At 65.1% G+C, this 12,994-nt stretch carries 12 protein-coding genes; 6 read left to right on the plus strand and 6 right to left on the minus strand.

From position 1 onward, the window contains the following. Nucleotides 1-29: 29 nt before the first annotated feature. Nucleotides 30-932 (plus strand): alpha/beta hydrolase, encoded by a 903-nt coding sequence (locus tag AB0O58_RS25365; protein WP_032399577.1) that lies wholly within the window; start codon nt 30-32, stop codon nt 930-932. Here AB0O58_RS25365 and AB0O58_RS25370 read toward each other — a convergent pair. From AB0O58_RS25370 to AB0O58_RS25385, 4 genes are read right to left on the minus strand one after another with little or no spacing between them, the layout of a single operon-like run. Beyond that, a complete protein-coding gene (locus AB0O58_RS25370; protein ID WP_032365151.1) occupies nt 929-1,252 on the minus strand; it encodes a putative quinol monooxygenase in 324 nt (107 codons plus the stop codon). The two genes, AB0O58_RS25365 and AB0O58_RS25370, sit on opposite strands and share 4 nt — an antisense overlap. A 46-nt stretch (nt 1,253-1,298) precedes the next feature. Beyond that, a complete protein-coding gene (locus tag AB0O58_RS25375; protein ID WP_027498442.1) occupies nt 1,299-2,324 on the minus strand; it encodes an NAD(P)-dependent alcohol dehydrogenase in 1,026 nt (341 codons plus the stop codon). A gap of 5 nt (nt 2,325-2,329) precedes the next feature. Further along, a complete protein-coding gene (locus AB0O58_RS25380; protein ID WP_080736388.1) occupies nt 2,330-3,109 on the minus strand; it encodes an iron-sulfur cluster assembly protein in 780 nt (259 codons plus the stop codon). Between the two features lies 1 nt (nt 3,110). Next, nucleotides 3,111-4,154 carry an amidohydrolase family protein gene (locus AB0O58_RS25385; RefSeq protein WP_094622774.1) on the minus strand — a complete coding sequence of 348 codons (1,044 nt, stop codon included), beginning with the start codon at nt 4,152-4,154 and terminating at the stop codon, nt 3,111-3,113. A 150-nt stretch (nt 4,155-4,304) separates the two neighbouring features. Here AB0O58_RS25385 and AB0O58_RS25390 point away from each other — a divergent pair, with 150 nt between their 5' ends. Beyond that, nucleotides 4,305-5,771 carry a GAF domain-containing protein gene (locus tag AB0O58_RS25390; RefSeq protein ID WP_366238965.1) on the plus strand — a complete coding sequence of 489 codons (1,467 nt, stop codon included), beginning with the start codon at nt 4,305-4,307 and terminating at the stop codon, nt 5,769-5,771. A 72-nt stretch (nt 5,772-5,843) separates the two neighbouring features. Continuing rightward, nucleotides 5,844-6,791, plus strand: coding sequence for a non-homologous end-joining DNA ligase (ligD, locus tag AB0O58_RS25395; protein WP_032406506.1), 948 nt, complete (start codon nt 5,844-5,846; stop codon nt 6,789-6,791). 68 nt (nt 6,792-6,859) lie between these two features. On the opposite strand, the gene argG is transcribed toward ligD, so the two are convergent. Together argG and AB0O58_RS25405 are read right to left on the minus strand one after the other, a co-directional pair. Further along, nucleotides 6,860-8,275: an argininosuccinate synthase gene (gene argG / locus AB0O58_RS25400; RefSeq protein WP_032373710.1), complete on the minus strand. Its 1,416-nt coding sequence runs from the start codon at nt 8,273-8,275 to the stop codon at nt 6,860-6,862. A gap of 22 nt (nt 8,276-8,297) precedes the next feature. Beyond that, nucleotides 8,298-9,002 (minus strand): FadR/GntR family transcriptional regulator, encoded by a 705-nt coding sequence (locus AB0O58_RS25405; RefSeq protein ID WP_032399576.1) that lies wholly within the window; start codon nt 9,000-9,002, stop codon nt 8,298-8,300. Between the two features lie 102 nt (nt 9,003-9,104). Here AB0O58_RS25405 and aspA point away from each other — a divergent pair, with 102 nt between their 5' ends. Genes aspA through AB0O58_RS25420 form a run of 3 tightly spaced genes read left to right on the plus strand, consistent with a single transcriptional unit; the run spans nt 9,105 to nt 12,895 of the window. Then, nucleotides 9,105-10,544 (plus strand): aspartate ammonia-lyase, encoded by a 1,440-nt coding sequence (aspA, locus tag AB0O58_RS25410; protein WP_283551226.1) that lies wholly within the window; start codon nt 9,105-9,107, stop codon nt 10,542-10,544. 4 nt (nt 10,545-10,548) lie between these two features. Further along, nucleotides 10,549-11,982: an amino acid permease gene (locus AB0O58_RS25415; RefSeq protein WP_032399574.1), complete on the plus strand. Its 1,434-nt coding sequence runs from the start codon at nt 10,549-10,551 to the stop codon at nt 11,980-11,982. Beyond that, nucleotides 11,975-12,895, plus strand: coding sequence for an asparaginase (locus tag AB0O58_RS25420; protein WP_052061335.1), 921 nt, complete (start codon nt 11,975-11,977; stop codon nt 12,893-12,895). Before AB0O58_RS25415 ends, AB0O58_RS25420 begins: the two co-directional genes overlap by 8 nt. The last annotated feature ends 99 nt before the right edge of the window (nt 12,896-12,994 follow it).

Consider the following 12,994-nt stretch of genomic DNA (forward strand, 5'->3'; position numbering starts at 1 on the left):
CCTGGGCCCGACAATGCGAGCATGGACCCATGATGATTCGCGCAGGGGTGCTGGACGTTGCCTACGACCGCGTCGGTGATCCGTCCGGCCGCTCGGTGGTACTGATGCACGGGTTTCCGTACGACCCGCGCGGTTACGACGACGTCGCCAGGCTGCTCGCCCAGTCCGGTTACGACGTGGTGGTGCCGTACCTGCGCGGCTTCGGGCCCACCCGGTTCGTCGACGGAGACACGATGCGCTCGGGTGAGCAGGCTGCGATCGGCCACGATCTTCGCGAGCTGATCCTCGCCCTGGAGCTGAACGACCCCATCGTCGCCGGTTACGACTGGGGTGGGCGAGCGGCGTGCGTCGTCGCCGCGCTGTGGCCGGAACTGGTGTCGGGTCTGGTGAGCGTCTCCGGATATCTGGTGCAGGACATCGCTGCCGCTGTGTCCACGCCGGTGCCGCCGCACCTCGAGAAGCGATACTGGTACCAGTACTACCTGCACTCCGAGCGGGGTCGGGCCGGGCTCACGGCCTACCGCGCAGAGATCGCGCAGACGCTGTGGACGGACTGGTCGCCGACGTGGAGGTTCGGGGATTCCGAATTCGCGGCCACCGCGCCCTCGTTCGACAACCCCGACTTCGTGGACGTGTCCGTGCACTCGTATCGGCACCGATACGGCATCGAGGCCGGGGACGCCGCCTATGCAGAAACGCAGGAGTTGCTGACACGGCAACCGGCGATCACGGTGCCCACGGTCGTGATCGATCCGACCGAGGACACCGTCGCCTCGCTGTACGGCAGCCCGGACCACACGGCGCACTTCACCGATCTGATCGATGTTCGCCAGGTCGATTGCGGCCACAACCCGCCTCAGGAATTGCCTGGGCAGTTCGCCGACGCCGTCATGACGCTCGGCCAGGTGATCCGGGATCGCGAAAGGAACTAGTCGACCGCGAGTTCGCCCAGTTCGTTCCAGTCGGTGCCGTCGACTTCCTGGCTGATGATCTTCGGCGTCTCCACCAGGTACGGCGGAAGATCCTTCTGGGCCTGCTTGAAGTGATCCGAATTCACATGGGCGGCACCGGCATCCGGGTCCTTGAACGCCTCCACGAGGACGTACTCGGTGGGGTCGTCGAGGGTGCGCGACCAGAAGTACCAGAGGCATCCTTCCTCGGCCTGGCAGGCTTCGGTGAAATCGCGCGAGATCTCGGGCCAGTTGTCGGCGTGCTCGGGCTTCACCTTGAACTTGGCGGTGATGAAGATCAACGTTGCTCCCTGTGGTTGTAGTGACGAATCTGGGTTGTACCCGATTTCACGGTACGAGAATCGCGCGGCCGCGAACCCGACCGTTGTCGAGGTCGTCGATGGCACTCTGAAAGTCGTCCAAGGCGTACGTCTGCGTGTGCAGGTTGACGGCACCACGGGCGGCGAGGGACATCAAGTCGCACAGGTCGTTGTAGGACCCGACGAGATTGCCGACGATGTTCTTCTCCGCCGACACCAGGTCGATGGTCGGCACGTCGACGTTCTCGCCGTACCCGATGACGTGATAGTCGCCGGCCCGCCTCGTCATGGCCAATCCCTCTGCGGTGGAGCCGTTCTCGCCGACGAAGTCGAGTACCACCTCGGCTCCGAAGCCGCCGGTGAGTTCCATGACCTGGTCGACCTGACTGCCGTCGGCGACCACCGCGTGATCGGCCCCCAAGGTGAGCGCGAGTTTCACGGCGTCGGCATTGCGGTCGATGACGATCAGCTCGGCGGGCGACAGTGCCTCGAGTACCTGAATGCCGATGTGGCCGAGGCCACCTGCTCCGATGACGACGCACTTGTCGCGTGGAGTCAGACGCCGGGCCGCCTTCGCGGCCGCGTGATAGGCCGTCAGGCCGGCGTCGGCGAGCGCAGCGACCGCGGACGGTTCGAGCGAATCGTCGATCTTGACGACGGTTCGCGCATTGGTCCGTAGGTAATCGGCGTATCCACCGTTGGTGTCGATACCCGGGAAATCGCTCGTCTCGCAGTGGACGTCGTCGCCCGAGCGGCACGCCCGACACAACCCGCACGTGACGAGTGGATGCAGAATCACCTTGTCGCCCTCGCGGACGTTGGTGACGGCCGATCCGACGGCATGTACCCACCCGGCGTTCTCGTGGCCGATCGTGTACGGCAGTGTGACGCCGGATTTCTCGGCCCACTGGCCTTCGAGGATGTGCAGATCGGTACGGCATACGCCGGCACCGCCGATCCTGACGATGACGTCGAGTGGACCCTGTACTTCCGGAATCGGAACCTCGGTCATCTCCAGATTCTTGTGATATCCGACGACCTGGACGGCGCGCATCGAACTCATGAAACATGCTCCTGTGTAGTGCGGAGGGGGACAGTGAGAGTGGTGAGAGGAACGAACGCGCCCTCTTCGCGAGGGACTTGCTGTTCCTCTGCGCCGGGGTAGCGGGTCTGCAGCAATCCGCGGCAGAAGTGCGCATTACCGTCGATCGAAACGCGGGTGGCGCGGGCGCGTCGCATCACCATCGTCAGGTCGCCGGTGTGTGGACGACCCGCATGATCGACCAGTGCCGGTGCGGCCGGATCGGTCCGCAGGCCGAGAGCCTCGCGGCGGCGAAGCAGCGCGGTCGAGGTGCGATCGTCCGGTAGATCTCCGAGAACCACTGCGGCCAAGTCGTTCTCGGTCGAGTCGGGATTGGCGCGCAACCACGCCATGAGCGACCGTTCCATCGCCGCCACATAGGCCTTGCGGCGAAACGTCGCGCGTAATTCCTCGAGATCCTCCTCGGCCTCGTGTCCGAAGGTGCCGCGGTAGCCGGCGTCGGCGGCGAGGCCGGCATTGATCTTGTCCGAGTCGTGGTGATCGTCCAGTTCGACGAGAACGTGCTCGGTCCACGGCAACGCCGTCAGCACGTCCTTGGAGTCTCCCGCCATCAGATACGCGAAGTTCGGCGAACAGAACGACGTCGGCAGTCGAAGATGAACGTGCACAGTGCCCTCGTCGACGTCGAGCGACCGGACGAAGCCGAGATCGGTGATGGGCTCGTCCAATTCGGGATCCAGGACGACTCCGAGGGCGGTGTACGCCTCGTCCTTCCTGGTGGTCACAGCAGTCGTCACGTCACACCGCCGCGAGATCGGCGCGCTCGGGCTGACGCGGTCCGGTCTCGGTCTCGTCGGCGTCGGGCAACTGCAGTTCGGCCGGCACCGGGATGTCGTAGAGCTTGGCGGCGTTCAGTCCGAGCACCTTCTTCTTCTGTTCGAGCGTGATCGGTGCGTATTCGTCGAGGGACTCGTGGATCTGGAAGTCGACGAACCCTTCGACCAACCACTTGGGCGTCCACAGCGCGTAGTCCGAGGAGAAGAAGATGCGGTCCTCGCCGAGCCAGTAGAGCAGTTCGCCCATGATCTGACCGAAGTACTTCGGCCGCGTGTGCATGAACGGGATGGCCACCGCGAGGCCGGCGTACACGTTGGGCTCCTGGGTGGCGATCCAGCAGAAGTCCTCCAGGCGCGGCAGTCCGCAGTGTTCGACGACGAAGTTCAGATCGGTGAAGTCGGTGGCCACGTGGTCGACGTCTGCGACGTCGAACGCATCGCGATCGAGCGGACGGATGGTGGGTCCCTTGTGCACGTGGATGTTCTTGATGCCGACCTCGCGGCACACGTCGAGGTAACGCCGAGTCCAGTCGTCGTCGAGCTTGTAACCGCGAGAATCGCCGTGCCAGTCGGCCGTGTAGAGCTTGACGCCCTTGAGCCCGAAGCGTTCTGCGTCGGCACGCAGTTGGTCCAGGCCACGCTCGCCGTTGCGTGGGTCGAAGTGATGGTTGTAGGTCAGCTTGTCCGGGTGAGCCGCAGCGAGCGCCGATGCCTCGTCGGTCTGGCCGAACCCGCGGTGATAGAACTCGCCCAGGTGAGCGGGCTGGAAGATGGCGTGGTCGACGTATCCGATCTCGAACAGGTCGCGCATCAACCGATCGCCGCCCTGGTAGAGGTACTCGTCGTAGGTCCACAGCTCGCTCTCGGGGGAGAGGTTGCGGTGGTAGTCGTAGAAGCAGTCGATGAACTGCTTGCCGTGGATGTTGCGTTGGTTCTCCTGCCGCGCATCCCAGAGCGCGACGTGGGCGTCCACGATGAAGTAGTTCTCGCCGTTCTTGCTGTACATGGCTGACCTCCAGAGACTGTGCGTGACGTCTGTCACAAGCGATCTGTCGATGACGGTAGGCGCGGCTGAGGCTCGGCGAAATGGAGTGATGTCTCAATTCGAGACACTGGTTTCGGATCCATGGCGACCAGCGAATGTAACCTGAATCACATGGCAGATCCCGAGGGTCTCGTGCGGGCCCGCTTGCACTCGGAGCCCCTCGCTGCCGTGTCGCATCGGTTGCTCGCATCGTGGCACCGAAGCCAGGAATTCGGAGTGCCACTCGAAGACGTCGTACCTCCATTTTCGGGCACCTACGACGGCGAATCGCTGTTCTACCGATGTGGGCGCGAGGTGCTCGACGGACTGCGCGACACGTTGGCGAACGAGCCGGTGTCGATGATGCTGACCGACGCCGACGGTCTGGTGCTCGATCGAGTGAGCGCGGACCGCGAGCTGTTGGCCGCGCTCGACCGTGTGCATCTGGCCCCCGGCTTCTCGTACGGCGAGAACCAGGCGGGCACCAACGGTCTCGCCCTCGCACTCGCCGATCGAATTCCCGCAGTGGTGCGCGCCTCCGAGCACTACTCGCTCTCGCTCACCGGATACACCTGCGCCGCGGCGCCGGTGCTGAACCCGATGACGGGCACCGTGGAGGGCTGCGTCAACCTCACCACGTGGTCGGAGTCGTCGACGGATCTGCTGCTGGCACTTGCTCAGTCGGCGGCAGGAAACACCGCGGCGATGATGCTCGCGCGAGCGCAGGGGCAGCACGCGCGTCCGGCACCACGTGGGACAGTCTTTCGCGTCGAGGCGTCATCGGGTCGGCCGGGTGCGGGCAGCGTCCCGACGCTGTCGACGCGGTGGAATCAGGCTCTCGCGTCCTCCGAAACAGCTCTGAGCCAACATGATTCGGTCCTGATGGTGGGAGAACCGGGAACCGGACGTGCCACGATTCTGGCCCGAGCGCTGCGTACCATCCGCCCACGGGGTCGAATTCTGAGTGCCGGAGTCCCGGCGGCACGCGACGTCGACGCCTGGCTGGACCTGTGGACGCCCGAGCTACCCAAGCCGGACACCGCCGTGATCGTCCGCGACGTGGACCGGCTGCCGGCCCGAGGAGCAGACGCGTTGGCGGAACTGATCTCTCGCGTCGGTGACGGCGTGCCCGTCACCCTGACGGCCTCCGATTACGACGCTGTTCCCGCTGCCCTGGCGCAGCTGGTGCGTTCGGTCGTCGAGGTCCCGCCGCTGCGCGATCGGCCCGAGGACATCGCTCCGCTCGCTCGGCATCTGGCATTGCGGGCGCGTGGACGCGAGGTCAGCCTGACCGGCGACGCCGAACGAGCCCTCGTCGGATATTCGTGGCCGGGAAACGTCACCGAGTTGGCGACGGTGATGCACGAGGCGGCGGTCCGCGCCGACGTCGTCGGCGTCAATCACTTGCCGCCCGAAGTGCTTTCGCGGACCACCCAACGTCTGACACGAATCGAGACGTTCGAGCGCGACGAGATGATTCGAGTACTCAGCCGGCCCGGCATCACGATGAATCAGGCGGGCGAGGAACTGGGAATGAGTCGGGCCACGATCTACCGCAAGCGAGACCGCTACGGCATCACGCTGCGTTCCCACGCGTAGCTTCGGTGAGCCTCCGAGAAAATCTCCGACTTCCGAGCGCGCGCGGCCGCGGGTACATCTAGTGTCGCTGGTATGGCATCTCCGGCAATAGAACTCGAGGTGGGCACGCGCACGGTGCGCATTTCCAACCCCGATCGGGTGTATTTCCCCGAGAGCGGTGCCACGAAGCTGGACCTGGTGAACTACTACCTGAGCGTCGGCGACGGCATCGTCCGCGCGTTGCGGGAGCGGCCGTGCATGATGCATCGCTTCCCCAAGGGCCTCGCCGGTGAGAAAGTGCACCAGAAGCGGGTGCCGCACGGAGCCCCGCCGTGGCTGGAGACCGTCGAGGTGACGTTCCCCCGCTACAACCGCACCGCGGACGAGCTGTGCGTGACCGAATTGGCGCACGTGGCGTGGGCTGTGCAGATGTCGACGGTGGAGTTCCATCCGTGGAACTCGCGCCGCGCCGACGTCGAGATGCCCGACGAATGGCGCATCGACCTCGATCCGATGCCCGACTGCCCCTTCGATCGGGTGCAACGCGTCGCCGGTGTCGTGCAGGAGGTGCTGAGTGATCTCGGGGCCGTCGGCTGGCCCAAAACCTCCGGCGGCCATGGTCTGCACATCTACGTTCGGATCGACCCGGCCTACGGCTTCAAGGACTTACGAAGGGCCGCACTGGCATTCGCGCGGGAGGTGGAGCGCCGCGCACCCGAGGACGTGACGACGACGTGGTGGCGCAAGGATCGCGACCCGTCGAAGTTGTTCGTCGATTACAACCAGAATGCGCGCGACCACACGATCGCCAGCGCCTATTCGGTGCGGGGAAACCCGGAAGCTACTGTGTCGACGCCCATTTCGTGGGCCGAGGTACCCGACGTCGATCCACGCGAGTTCACGATTTTCACCGTACCGGCCAGATTCGCCGAACTGGGCGACCTACATGCGGGTATCGACGACGCGGTGTTCGCCATCGACGAGCTACTCGAATGGGCGGAACGCGACGAGCATCAGGGCCTGACGGAGCCCGAGGAGTAGCCGAACTCGAAGTTATGGACGGAAATCGGCAGAAATCCGTCCATAACTTCGAGTTCGGCAGCCAGAAGTCAGTCGGTGCCGGACTCGATTGCGGCGTGGTCGAGAGCTGCGGAGTCCACGGAGTTCTCGGCGCTGCTGGCGGCGATGGCGTCGGCTCCACCGGGGGCGAGTTCGCCGATCAGGTCGCCCCAGGCGGTCAGCTGATCCTGGGCGGCGTACTGCTCGAGTTTGCTGCGCGAATCCGCGATGTCGAGGTTGCGCATGGTCAACTGGCCGATGCGGTCGCCGGGGAAGAAGGCCTGCCCCTGGCTGCGTTCCATCGACAGTTTCTCGGGGTGGTAGCTGAAGTTGCTGCCCTGGGTGTCGACGATGGTGAAGTCCTGACCGCGGCGCAGGCGAACCGTCACGCTGCCGGTCACGACGTTGCCGACCCAGCGCTGCAGGCCCTCGCGCAGCATGAGTGCCTGCGGATCGAACCAGCGGCCCTCGTAGAGCAGGCGTCCGAGTCGGCGGCCCTCGTTGTGGTACGAGGCGATGGTGTCCTCGTTGTGGACGGCGTTGACGAGCCGCTCGTACGTGATGTGCAGCAGTGCCATGCCCGGGGCCTCGTAGATGCCGCGACTCTTGGCCTCGATGATCCGGTTCTCGATCTGGTCGGACATGCCGAGCCCGTGGCGGCCGCCAATGGCGTTGGCTTCCATCACCAGGTCGACGGCACTGTCGAAAGATTTGCCGTTGATCCGAACGGGCCGGCCACGCTCGAAGTCGACGGTGACGTCCTCGGCTGCGATCTCGACCTCGGGGTCCCAGAAGCGGACACCCATGATGGGCGAGACGATCTCGAGGGAGGTGTCGAGGTATTCGAGACGCTTCGCCTCGTGGGTGGCACCCCAGATGTTGGCGTCGGTGGAGTACGCCTTCTCGGCCGAGTCACGGTAGGGGAGGGTGCGCTGGGTGAGCCACTGCGACATCTCGTGCCTGCCGCCGAGCTCGGCGACGAATGCCTCGTCGAGCCACGGCTTGTAGATGCGCAACTCGGGGTTGGCGAGCAGGCCGTAACGGTAGAACCGCTCGATGTCGTTGCCCTTGTACGTCGAGCCGTCGCCCCAGATGGAGACGCCGTCCTCCTGCATCGCGCGCACGAGCAGCGTGCCGGTCACCGCGCGGCCGAGGGGAGTGGTGTTGAAGTACGTCTGCAACGACGATCGGATGTGGAACGCGCCGCAGGTCAGTGCCGCGAGGCCTTCCTCGACCAGCGGTTCGCGGCAGTCGATCAGCCGGGCCTGCTCGGCGCCGTACGCAAGGCCGCGGGCGGGCACGTCGGACAGATCCGGCTCGTCGTACTGGCCGATGTCGGCGGTGTAGGCAAACGGAATCGCGCCGTGCTCGCGCATCCACGCCACGGCCACCGAGGTGTCGAGACCACCAGAGAATGCAATGCCGATTCGTTCACCGACCGGGAGAGAGTTCAATACCTTCGTCACGGCCCGCAGCTTAGTCGTACGGTCAGCTGGGCCGATCGGCGAGCGACTCCACTGCACCACGGACGGCATCGAGGTGGGCGGTCATGGCGCGGGCTGCTGCGTCGTAATCGCCGGATCGGATACCGGCGACGATGGCGTCGTGCTCGACGTTGGACTGCTGCTGCCGGTGCGCGACGAGGTTCAACGTTTCGGACTGCCGCGTCAAGGCATCTCGGATGTCGACGACGATCGACTCGAACACGCGGTTCCTGCTGGCCCGCGCGATCGCGGTGTGGAACTGCGCGTCCAACAGGACCCAGGCCTCGTGGTCGTCCTCGGAACGCATCTCGTCGGCGAGGCCGGAGAGCACCGCCAACTCGTCGTCGGTACGTCGTTCGGCCGCCCACCCGGCTGCGGGTACCTCGACGTGGGGTCGGGCATCCATGAGTTCACGGGCCTCGTAATTGCCGATGTCGAGGTCGCTACCCACTCGATCACGGACGACGAAGGTGCCGAGGCCCGTCTTGGTCTCGGTCAGACCGAGCGCGTGGCACGAGCGCAGCGCCTCGCGGATGACGGAACGACTGACGCTGTGCCTCGCGGCCAGCGCCGCCTCGGACGGGAGCTTCTGCCCGACGGGGAGCTTTCCCGACGAGATCGCGGCACGCAGGTCGGCGAAGACTGCCTCGGCGGCGCTCATGCGGGCATTGGTGGGCGCACTGACTGCCCAGCTGTCCGACAGGTTCATGCAGTGATCCTATCCCGGGGTTGACCGACGAGGTGTTCTACGCCACACTCTACCTGTCAGACAGCCGGACAGCTGGACACCCTCTGAAGGAGCGCACCCACCGTGGCCGATACCCGCATCGAGAAAGACCTTCTCGGCGAACGCGAGATTCCGATGACCGTCTACTGGGGAATCCATACCCTGCGCGCGCTGGAGAACTTTCCCATCACGGGGCGGCCGATCTCCACCAACGCCCACCTCGTCCGCGGGCTCGCAGCCGTGAAGTGGGCGGCCGCGGCGGCCAATCAGGACCTCGGAATACTCGACGCCACCCGCGGGGAAGCGATCCGGGCCGCGTGCCAGGAAATTCTCGACGGCCAGTGGCACGAGCAGTTCGTCGTCGACGTCATTCAGGGCGGCGCGGGTACGTCGACCAACATGAACGCCAACGAGGTCATCGCCAATCGTGCCCTGGAAATCCTCGGCCACGCGCACGGTGACTACTCGATGCTGCACCCCAACGAGCATGTGAATGCCTCGCAGTCCACCAACGACGTGTATCCGACGTCGGTGAACATCGCGACCATCTTCGCGGTGCACGAGCTGATCGCATCGATGAAGGTCCTGCGAGATTCGTTCTCCCGCAAAGCAAGCGAGTTCGCCACCGTCGTCAAGATGGGCCGCACCCAGCTGCAGGACGCGGTGCCGATGACACTCGGTCAGGAGTTCGGCACCTACGCGATCATGATCGACGAGGACTGCTCACGGCTCGAGGAAGCCGCGCTGCTGGTGCACGAGATCAACCTCGGGGCCACGGCCATCGGCACCGGGCTCAATGCTCCTGCCGGATACACCGAATCGGCCGTCGTGCACCTGCGCACCATCACCGGCCTGCCGTTGGTCACCGCAACGGACCTCATCGAGGCAACGCAGGACGTCGGTCAGTTCGTGCACCTGTCGGGTGTGCTCAAGCGCGTCGCAGTGAAACTGTCGAAGATCTGCAACGATCTCCGGCTGCTGTCCTCCGGGCCGCGCGCGGGCTTCAACGAGATCAATCTGCCTCCGATGCAGGCGGGTTCATCGATCATGCCCGGCAAGGTCAACCCCGTCATTCCCGAGGTTCTCAATCAGGTTGCCTACGAGGTGATCGGTCACGACGTCACCATCACGATGGCCGCCGAGGCAGGACAGTTGCAGCTCAACGCTTTCGAGCCGATCATCGTCAAATCCCTGTCCGACGGTATGGCGCATCTGAGTGCGGCCTGCCGCACCGTCGCGCATCGGTGCGTCGACGGCATCACCGCGAACGTCGATCTGCTGCGTGAGCGGGTGGAGAACTCGATCGGTCTGGTCACCGCGCTCAGCCCGTACCTCGGGTACGTGGAGTCGACGGCCATTGCGCAGGAAGCGCTGGTCACCGGCCGCAACGTCGTCGACCTGGTGCTCGAGAAGGGCCTGCTGGCGCGAGAAGAGCTGGATCGATTGCTGAGCCCCGAGCATCTCGCGAACCTGCGGGTGGCTCCCACCGAGCATTCCGTTGCTCCCGAGACGTCGACGAGGTAATGCGATGAGCACCGAGAACCCGACCCAGAAGCAGGCCTTCAGCGAAGAGGAGCTGGGGTATCGAAAAGAGCTGGCTCCGCGCCAGATTCAGATGATCGCCATCGGCGGCGCGATCGGCACCGGCCTGTTCATGGGTGCCGGCGGAAGACTGCGTGACGCCGGGCCCGCGTTGGTTCTGGTCTACGCACTGTGCGGCTTCTTCGCATTCCTGATCCTGCGCGCGCTGGGTGAGCTGGTGATGCACCGCCCGTCGTCCGGATCGTTCGTCTCGTACTCCCGCGAGTTCTTCGGTGAGAAGGTCGCGTTCGCGGCCGGGTGGTTGTACTGGATGAACTGGGCGATGACGGCCGTCGTGGACGTGACGGCAGTGGCGCTGTACATGAACTTCTTCAAGAAGTACTGGGCACCGCTGGGCAACGTGGATCAATGGGTGTTCGCGCTGGCCGGCCTGGTGTTGGTTCTCGGTCTGAACCTGGTGTCGGTCAAGGTGTTCGGTGAGCTCGAATTCTGGTTCGCGCTCATCAAGGTCGTGGCGTTGGTGACGTTCCTCGCGATCGGCACCTACTACGTCATCTTCGGCACCCCCATCGACGGTCAGGCTCCGGGTCTGAGCGTCCTCACCGACAACGGCGGTCTCATCCCCAACGGACTGCTTCCGGCGATCGTCGTGATCCAGGGCGTCGTATTCGCCTATGCCTCCATCGAATTGGTCGGTACCGCCGCCGGAGAGACGCAGAACCCCGAGAAGGTCATCCCCAAGGCGATCAACACCGTCATCGTCCGCATCGTCGTCTTCTACGTCGGCTCGGTGCTGCTGCTCTCGCTGTTGCTGCCGTACACCGCGTATCAGGCCGGGGAGAGCCCGTTCGTCACATTCTTCGGAGCGATCGACGTCGAGGGTGCCGACGCGATAATGAACCTCGTCGTGCTGACCGCAGCGCTGTCGTCTCTCAACGCCGGGCTGTACTCCACCGGTCGCATCCTGCATTCGATGGCGGTCGCCGGCTCGGCACCGAAATTCGCGGCCCGTATGAACAAGCAGGGAGTTCCGTACGGCGGCATCGCACTGACGTCGGTGGTGACGCTGCTCGGGGTCGTCCTCAACGCAGTCGTCCCGGCGCAGGCGTTCGAGATCGTGCTGAACCTCGCTGCGCTCGGCATCATCAGCGCGTGGGCCGTCATCGTGGCGTGCCAGCTCAAGTTCTGGTCTCTGTCCAAGACCGGCGCGGTCACCCGGCCTGCGTTCCGGTTGTTCGGTGCCCCGTACACCGGCTACGCAACGCTAGGCTTTCTGGCGTGTGTACTGGTACTGATGGCCTTCGACAAACCCGTCGGTACATGGACCGTCGCGTCCATCCTGCTCATCGCGCCGATGCTGATCGCCGGATGGTACATGTGCCGCAACAGAATTCGAGAGGTAGCCGCCCGTAATGACTGAGGAGTGGAGCCTGCCGGAACGACCCGACAGTGCTGAGTTCGTCGCGTTGTTGACCACCGGTGGGACGATCGCCAGTAGTCGCGACGAGCACGGGGTTTCTCGGCCGGTCCCAGGCGTGGGCGTCGACATGGACGGCGTGGTGGTGCGCGAGGTGATGTCGAAGGACAGCTCCGCCCTGGACCTCGCCGATCTCGACGCCATTCGCACTGCCGTGGTCGACGCGTTGGCCGAGGACGGCTGCGCCGGAGTGGTGGTGCTGCACGGCACCGACACCATGGAGGAGTCGGCGTTGTACGTCGACCTGTTCCACGACGACGCGCGTGCGGTGGTGTTCACCGGGGCTCAACGTACTGCCGATCATCCGGACCCGGACGGCCCCGGCAACATCGCAGCAGCGGTAGCGGCCGCGTGGTCCGAGCAGGGAGTGCTGATCGCGTTCGGCGGACGAGTACTGCCGGCCCGCGGGGCGATCAAGAAGCACACCTTCGAACTCGACGCCTTTCGGTCGGCAGCAGTGCCGAGGCCGGACCCGCTGCGGTGGCAGCCCGTCGCGGGAGTGCGCGTGGACGTCGTGGCCCTGTACCCGGGCGCGGACGGGGTGCAGATCGATGCCTGTCGCGAAGCCGGGGCGTCGGGCATCGTGCTCGAGGCGTTGGGCTCGGGTAACACCAACGCTCTGGTGGTGCACGCGGTGAAAGAGGCCGTTGCTGCTGGGCTGCACGTGGTCGTCACGACGCGGGTGCCGTTCGGTGAGACCTCGCCGACGTACGGCGGCGGAGGCGGCGGCCACGATCTGCTCGACGCCGGTGCGGTCTTCTCCCGCGAACTCCGGGCCGGACAGGCGCGCATCCAGTTGGCGGCGCTGGTCGCCACTGGAGCTACTGACGTGGTCGTCCACAATTCGTTCGCCTAGGCGGGATCCGGGCTGTTGCGATTTGAGCTGGTTCGGTGTGCTGCGTGTTGAGTGGTGGCTGGTGTGGTCGGCTGAGAGAATGTGTTGGTGGCCAAAGGG

This window comes from Rhodococcus sp. NPDC080181, assembly GCF_040702225.1.
Classification (GTDB): Bacteria; Actinomycetota; Actinomycetes; order Mycobacteriales; family Mycobacteriaceae; genus Rhodococcoides; species Rhodococcoides fascians.